This is a genomic window from Chitinophaga sp. (genome assembly GCF_039596135.1).
Lineage (GTDB): Bacteria > Bacteroidota > Bacteroidia > Chitinophagales > Chitinophagaceae > Chitinophaga.
The window spans coordinates 46,124-53,336 of sequence record NZ_JBCNKH010000046.1; the positions used below are offsets into that span (position 1 = coordinate 46,124).

Genomic DNA, 7,213 nt, shown 5'->3' on the forward strand with positions numbered 1-7,213 from the left:
GTACATTAATACGCTGTTTGGTACGATTAAACTTACCAGTGCAGCTAAAAAATGAGCAATTCCCTTACTCCAATCATTCAACAATATAAAGCAGATAAAGAATCTGTATATAATACATGGTTTATCAGCAATGAAGAACGGTTAAAAGCGTTCCGTTCCATCCGCAGAGGGGTACAGCAGGTAGTAGAAGACATAAAGAACAAAAACTTCCCTAATGATTTTAAAGGGTCCTCCCTTGAATTTGTATTGACCTGCATTACAGAACAGAAACAGGTGTTTGAAGGTGCCGCTCATCCCTTTTACTGGAAGCCTAAACTCCGTATACCGGATATTTACGAAAATGAAGCCAATAAACAGGCGTTTGGGCAATTCCTGGAGAATTGTTTGAATGCAAAGACTGAAGAACAGATCCTCCGGGAAATCATTCACCTGGACACCCTGAAAATAAAAGGGCTGGGACCCGCCGTTGCAAGTATTCTATATTTTCTGCACCCTACTATTATCCCACCTTTCAATACAGCTATCATAAACGGTTTTAATTTTCTTTTCAAAGACAATAAAAAATTGGGCAGCTGGAGCGAGTATTTGAAACTGAGGGAGGTCATCGTAGATACGAATAACCAATACCGTACTGAATTGTCATTGGACCTGGGCGCTATTGCAGGAATGCTGTTTGAGATTGGTACTCAAAAACTGATCCTGGGTACAGATGAATATTTGTCTGAGGAAGAGCGGCGCAAGCTGGAAAAAGCTATAGAGAAGCGCCACAAGGAAGTAAAAGAAGAAAAAGAAGAAGACGGTCTGCATACTGAAATGCAGTATCATCTGCTGAAAATCGGTAATGCCCTCGGGTATAATGTAATAGCTGCCGCTAATGACCGTTCCAAAAGCTGTCAGGGGCAGAGCTTTTCTTTCATTAGTATGCCTTCATTTCCTGCCATGAACTGCGAACGGGAGGTATTGAATACTATTCAACTGATAGATGTGATCTGGTTCCAAAAAGGGACCAATAATGTCATAGCTGCTTTTGAAGTTGAGAAAAGTACCAGTATCTATTCCGGTATTTTACGGCTTACTGACTTAGGCTATACCATTGCCGATGGCGATGAGGTGTTTTACCTGGTTGTTCCGGATAAGCGGGAAAAAGAAGTAAAGCTGCAACTGAGCAGACCAGCCATTAGAGCGAATAATATTGCTATTAAATACATCTTATTTTCTGATCTGAAACAATACTGCGATATGCTGTGTAAATTTGGAGACAGCCACCATATTATGGGGAAAATAGCAAAGACTGTTTCAACTTAATGTTCCCGGAAACAAGGACCGTCACATCGTAAACAAATACCCGCACTTACCCCTGGCTCCGGGAACTATAAGATGATCATTATCTCGTCTCCACTACCTTCCCACAAGTAAGCATTCCAGCTCCATAATAAGGATTTTTGATAGCCTGAGTCTCACTGATCCAATACGCCTTTTTCATGGGACAATATTGGTAATAAACAGTCATATCCACCTTATCACCACCTTTAACCACTGCCCACAAACTGGTCGATACTTCATTAAATCCATCCCTTTGTTTTTCAATAGCTGTAGCCTTCGCCATATTATCTGTCGCCTTCACCAATACATCCTTGCCGGAAAAATTACCTTCTTCTTTCAGCGTCTGTTGAAATGAAGCCACGGCTTTTGATACAGCTTTACTATCACCGCTTACCAACGCGTTTTTAATAACGATATAATCATTCACCAGTTTGTTCGTGTGCTGGCCAAATGCTGTATAACTACCCAACATAACCATCATTACAAAAATAATCCTTTTCATGTTTTTTAATTTTTATTGTTGTTGTTCAATCCAGGAGACGATAACTTTCACCTGGTCATCTTTCAGTTTTGCCTGAGTGTGTAACAAGGTATAAGAACGCAAAGGCATTTCACCTTTCTTTACCTGGTTTTTAATATCGGAAAGTAATCGCTGCTGCTTTCGACTGGAATAGGTTCCCCACTCACTAAAATTCAATTCTTTTTTTGCTGCTGCAATATGCCTTTCCACCAGCATTCTCCCCGGCTGTATATAATCATACCAGAGATAATGGGTATTGTTACTGTGACAATCATAACATGATATCTTCAGTATCTCTCCAATTTTGAGAGGCATGTTATACATTTTAACAAAATCATTGTCACCTACCTGCCCATTGTCTTTATTGGGAGCAGGTTGATAAAACTGCATAAGTACCAGTATAACCAGTAAAGCAACGATGATTTTCTTCATGCTAATATTCCTTTTTCACCGAGCCGCAGGTAGACATTTTACCCCCGAAGTAAGGGTTCTTAATTTCACTGGTTTCGCTGAGCCAGATCGCCCCCTTACCATTGTCATACATTGGGCAGCTGTCCAGGTAGAGTTTCTGTGGAGCGTTAAATAACTGTACCAGGTCATTCACTTCATTGCTAAGTACAGCAAAATGCTCACGCTGGTGTTCAATCTTACCTGCATTGGCACTAATATGCTCTGCATTTACTTTTGCATCGTCCACAATATCCATGTAGGCTTTGTGTTTATCTGCCGGTATTGCAGCCATATCGACGCTATTGAAGTTACCGAGTAATTCTTTCCCTGCATTTGCAGCTGCTACATCATTACCAGCAGCCAGCGCATTTTTTAATGCCAGGTAACTTTTCACAATCGGCGCAATGGAAAAACCACTGGCCGGAACCGCTGAAGCGGGTTTACTACCTTCCTCATTCCGGGTAGCCTGATCTGCTTCCCCATTTGCATGTTGAGATCCCTGGTTACAGGCAACGGCCATGATCATTATTATGGCAACTGATAATTTAGAAATCGCGTTCATTTTAAGTTTAACTTTTTTTAATTTTTAATAATGTGGCATTGATGGCTACCACGATTGTACTGACACTCATTAATATTGCCCCGACAGCGGGACTGAGCAAAAACTTCGGGTATAGTATACCTGCTGAAAGCGGTATGGCCACTATATTGTAGCCTACCGCCCAGATAATGTTCTGAATCATTTTTCGATAGGTCCTTTTTCCAAAACCAATAAGCCGGATTATATCCCCCGGATCACTATTCACCAGGATAATATCGGCTGTCTCCGCGGCCACGTCAGTGCCTGAACCAACTGCAATACCAACATCTGCCTGTGCAAGTGCCGGGGCATCATTTACGCCATCACCGGTCATGGCCACCACTTCCCCTTTGTCCTGGAATGCCTTTACCTTTTCCTGCTTATTGTGCGGCAATACATTGGCCAGGTAACCATCCATCCCCAACTGACCGGCAACAGCCGCCGCCACCTGTTCATTGTCGCCAGTGAGCAGGAATGACTGAATGTTCATATCGCGCAGGTCCTGGATGGCCTGTTTGGCCCCATCCCGGAGACTATCTGCCAGCGATATTATACCTACTACTTCCTCACCGATCATTATAAAAATGACCGTCTCTGTACCCTGATCGATGTCAGCAGGGATCTCAGGCTGGGAAAGGTGGTTGTTCTTAAAATAATTAGGACCTGCTGCCGTCACTTTCTTATCGTTTACGATGGCTGTAACCCCCATGCCCTGCATATAGTTGAAATCCCGGGACTTCCATAACTCCAGCTTTTTGTCCTTCAATTTTCGGATGATGCCTTTAGCAATGTGATGCTCTGAATTTTGCTGTACCGCCGCTGCATATTGCAGCAAATCATCTGCTGAATATTGCTTGCCCAGGGGAATGATTTTCTCTACAGCATGTGCTCCTTTTGTAAGTGTACCCGTCTTATCAAATATGACTACAGATAATTTGCGGGTCAACTCAAATGCCGTGCGGTTACGGATCAATAAACCATTGGTAGCGGATATGGTAGTAGAAATAGCAACTACCAGCGGAATAGCCACTCCCAATGCATGGGGACAGGCCGTAACCATCACGGTCACCATCCTTTCAAGTGCAAATGCAATATTGCCACTTATGCTCAGCCAATAGATGAAAGTACCAATACCTACACCGATTGCTATAAAGGTCAGCCATCCGGCAACCTTATCTGCCAGGTTTTGGGTGCCAGACTTGGCTGCCTGGGCTTCCTGTACCAGGTTGATGACTTTACTCAGGTAGCTATCCTGCCCCACGCCTGTAGCCTTTACCTTCAGTGCACCATCCCCATTTATAGCTCCTGCAATTACCCTGGCATTCGTTTCCTTTTTTACCGGTACACTTTCGCCCGTCAGCATACTTTCGTTTACGTAGGAACTTCCTTCTAACACCAACCCATCTGCAGGAATTTTTTCCCCGGGCCGGATGATGACGATATCTTCATTTTTCAGTTCTTCCAATTTTATCTGGATGGCCTGACCATCACGTTCTACTGTCACATTGCCGGGGAGTAAGGCCACCAGGCTTTGAAGGGCCCTGGTAGCAGCCATTTGAGAACGCATTTCAAGCCAATGGCCCAACAACATAATGTCGATTAAGGTAGCCAGCTCCCAGAAAAAATCCATTCCTTTCAGACCAAATATTACGGCTACAGAATAAATAAAGGCTACCGAAATGGCAATGGCAACCAATGTCATCATCCCGATGGCTTTTGCTTTTATTTCGCCAGCCATCCCTTTCAGGAAAGGCATACCACCATAAATAAATATGATGAAGCCCAATACCAGTAAGACATAGCTGCTACCCGGGAAGGTAAAGTGGAAACCCAGCCACTGCTGTATCATATGAGATAACAGTAAAATGGGGATTGTGATGATCAGGCTAACCCAAAAACGCTTCAGAAAATCACTGGTATGGTGGCCGGCATGCTTGTCGTATCCACCTTCTTTATGGTCATGGTGTGGCTGATGATCAACATGCGCATCATGATCAACATGCCTATCATTTGCATCATGCCTACCATGCGCATCATGCTCATCATCCTTATCATGCGCATTGCCTAATGGCACCAGATCCATTCCGCATAACGGACATTTACCAGGGGCGTGCTTTATCACCTGTGGGTGCATGGGACAGGTATACTTTGCCATATTTTATTGTTTTATAGTACAAATCTTATGCACAAAAAAATTGAAACAGGAACTACATCTTGCTCATATCATGCCCTGCCATCGGGTCCGCTCCATTTTTGAAAATATATTCACTATTGAGCAGGTAAGCACCAGACGTGACCACAATATCTCCTTCCGCTATTCCTGCAATAATCTCAATCCGCCCATCCGTTTCCAAACCAGTTTCTACCATCCTGTTCTGAAATCTACCCTGTCCAACCTGCACCCACACAGTCGCCTTCTTCCCATCCCGTAGCACCGCATCAACCGGTAATGAAAATGACGCATGCTTCGGCGCATGAAATATTACATACACCGGCATACCTGGCTTTAACAAATTTTCCTTATTAGGAATTGAGACCCTTACAAGATTTATTTTCGTTGACGGATCGATCTCCGGGTTTACAAATGCAATTTTACCCGCTATTTCAAGATCCCCCACATCAGGAATTCTCACCGTAGCCAGGCTATTTGGAGCAATGTCTGATAGTTGGTAGGTATAAACCTGGGCCTCTGCCCAAAGGGTTGACAGCGCTGCTAATTTAACCACTGATTCCCCGTCCATGGCATATCCACCTTCAATGATGTCCACAGCTGTCACATACCCTGAAACAGGGCTATAAAACGTAGTTACAGGTGAACTTTTCCTATCTGCTGCCAGCTGATTTATTTGCCTCTCTGTCATACCCCATAGTAATAGTTTATTTCTCCCGCTTTGCACTAATTGTTTCACATCGATCGCCGAACCGTTATTAAATGACTGATCCTTTTCCAGCGCCAGCAGGTATTCCTGTTTGGCATTGTTCAGGTCTTCACTATAAATATCAAATAGCGGAGATCCTTTTTTTACATAATCGCCCACATTTTTGTAGTACAATTTTTCAAGCCGGCCTCCTACCCTGGCACTGACAGCCATCTTTTGATCCTGGTCAAAGTTCAATACTCCTGTTCTTACAATCTGGTCGGCCATACTCCCTACCTTTATTGTGTCAGTATGTATGTTGCCTAACTGAATTTGTTGCCCGCTTAACTGGAGCGTATCGTTATTATTTTTTGTAAAAGGCACGAGATCCATGTGACATATCGGGCATTTGCCCGGTTTGTCAGAGACCACCTGGGGATGCATGGAACAGGTGTAAAGTACATGACTGGTATCCATACTATGATCGGCCAACTTATGCCGGTCCTGCTTGCAGGATACAGCAACCAGGAACATGGCCATTATTGAAATATATAATTTCATACTTATCCCATTTAATTTTGAAACAACCTCATTTCTTTAATTTTATAAAGCTCTCACTGTCCATCAGGTACTGCGCATTTTCTGCCACCAAATCATGTGGTGTCAATCCACTCACCACCTGTACCTTATCATCCATTACAATACCTGTATTTATCTTCCGGGCTTCAAATGCGTCGTCCGATTTAACAAATACCACCTTATCCAGCCCCAGGGATACCACTGCCGAGGCAGGCAACCAGTCCGCAGCCCCCGACATTCCACTTAAAGTAGCAGCTACCGAGGTACCTATAGGAATATTATACCTGCTATTATCAAAATAAACCCTGGCCGTAACCGTTTTGTTGCCTGTACGATAAAATGGTTCAATGAAATCAATTTTTGCATTGATCACCTTGTCCCTGTTCACTTCCGGCACCACGGTTACCTCCTGCCCCTTCTGTACCAGGCTCACAGCCTCTGGATAGATATTCAGCAATACCCAGGCTTTTGCAGGATCATACACATTAAATAGGGACTGACCCTTTTCTATATACATGCCTTCTTTTATAGATAGCTCTGCTGTAAGTTGCGACTGTAAACTCATTTTATCCGTAGCCTCATTATCTTTTATATACCCATCATAATTGCTAAAAACAGACATCGTAAATACCGGCTTTCTTTTTCCTGTCACTTCCTGTAATTGCTGAGATGACATGCCCAGCAATAACAATTTTTGCTTTGCAGCTGTAATTAAAATTTCATTAGTGGGGTCATTATTCAGCAACATCACTAAATTCTCCTCTGCTGTCAGTATCTCCGGGCTATACACATCCATTATCCGTTGCCCTTTTTTCACCCGCTGAAAGCGGCTACGGATATATAGCTTTTCAATTCTGCCCGATACACGCGCTGCTATGCTCCCTATCGCCCGGGTATCGTAAG

Annotated in this window: 7 protein-coding genes; 1 reads left to right on the plus strand and 6 read right to left on the minus strand. The window is 43.4% G+C overall.

What is annotated here, in order from left to right; translation table 11 throughout:
• Positions 1-51 precede the first annotated feature (51 nt).
• On the plus strand, positions 52-1,305 hold the full coding sequence (locus ABDW16_RS22430) for a hypothetical protein (RefSeq protein WP_343672865.1): 1,254 nt from the start codon (positions 52-54) through the stop codon (positions 1,303-1,305).
• A 79-nt stretch (positions 1,306-1,384) separates the two neighbouring features.
• On the opposite strand, the gene ABDW16_RS22435 is transcribed toward ABDW16_RS22430, so the two are convergent.
• The 6 genes from ABDW16_RS22435 to ABDW16_RS22460 form a co-directional block, all read right to left on the minus strand.
• Positions 1,385-1,825: a DUF3347 domain-containing protein gene (locus ABDW16_RS22435; RefSeq protein ID WP_343672866.1), complete on the minus strand. Its 441-nt coding sequence runs from the start codon at positions 1,823-1,825 to the stop codon at positions 1,385-1,387.
• 12 nt (positions 1,826-1,837) lie between these two features.
• Positions 1,838-2,275 carry a heme-binding domain-containing protein gene (locus ABDW16_RS22440; RefSeq protein ID WP_343672868.1) on the minus strand — a complete coding sequence of 146 codons (438 nt, stop codon included), beginning with the start codon at positions 2,273-2,275 and terminating at the stop codon, positions 1,838-1,840.
• A gap of 1 nt (position 2,276) precedes the next feature.
• Positions 2,277-2,813 carry a DUF3347 domain-containing protein gene (locus ABDW16_RS22445; RefSeq protein ID WP_343672870.1) on the minus strand — a complete coding sequence of 179 codons (537 nt, stop codon included), beginning with the start codon at positions 2,811-2,813 and terminating at the stop codon, positions 2,277-2,279.
• A 49-nt stretch (positions 2,814-2,862) separates the two neighbouring features.
• Positions 2,863-5,028 (minus strand): heavy metal translocating P-type ATPase, encoded by a 2,166-nt coding sequence (locus tag ABDW16_RS22450; RefSeq protein ID WP_343672872.1) that lies wholly within the window; start codon positions 5,026-5,028, stop codon positions 2,863-2,865.
• Positions 5,029-5,080: 52 nt separating this feature from the next.
• Positions 5,081-6,292 carry an efflux RND transporter periplasmic adaptor subunit gene (locus tag ABDW16_RS22455; protein WP_343672874.1) on the minus strand — a complete coding sequence of 404 codons (1,212 nt, stop codon included), beginning with the start codon at positions 6,290-6,292 and terminating at the stop codon, positions 5,081-5,083.
• 28 nt (positions 6,293-6,320) lie between these two features.
• On the minus strand, positions 6,321-7,213 hold an 893-nt coding region (locus ABDW16_RS22460), incomplete at its 5' end, for an efflux RND transporter periplasmic adaptor subunit (protein WP_343672876.1).

What these genes read in the sequence shown, in the direction of transcription:
- ABDW16_RS22430 (WP_343672865.1), top strand. Translation starts at nt 52, where the DNA reads ATGAGCAATTCCCTTACTCCAATCATTCAACAATATAAAGCAGATAAA.
- ABDW16_RS22435 (WP_343672866.1), bottom strand. Translation starts at nt 1,825, where the DNA reads ATGAAAAGGATTATTTTTGTAATGATGGTTATGTTGGGTAGTTATACA.
- ABDW16_RS22440 (WP_343672868.1), bottom strand. Translation starts at nt 2,275, where the DNA reads ATGAAGAAAATCATCGTTGCTTTACTGGTTATACTGGTACTTATGCAG.
- ABDW16_RS22445 (WP_343672870.1), bottom strand. Translation starts at nt 2,813, where the DNA reads ATGGCCGTTGCCTGTAACCAGGGATCTCAACATGCAAATGGGGAAGCA.
- ABDW16_RS22450 (WP_343672872.1), bottom strand. Translation starts at nt 5,028, where the DNA reads ATGGCAAAGTATACCTGTCCCATGCACCCACAGGTGATAAAGCACGCC.
- ABDW16_RS22455 (WP_343672874.1), bottom strand. Translation starts at nt 6,292, where the DNA reads ATGAAATTATATATTTCAATAATGGCCATGTTCCTGGTTGCTGTATCC.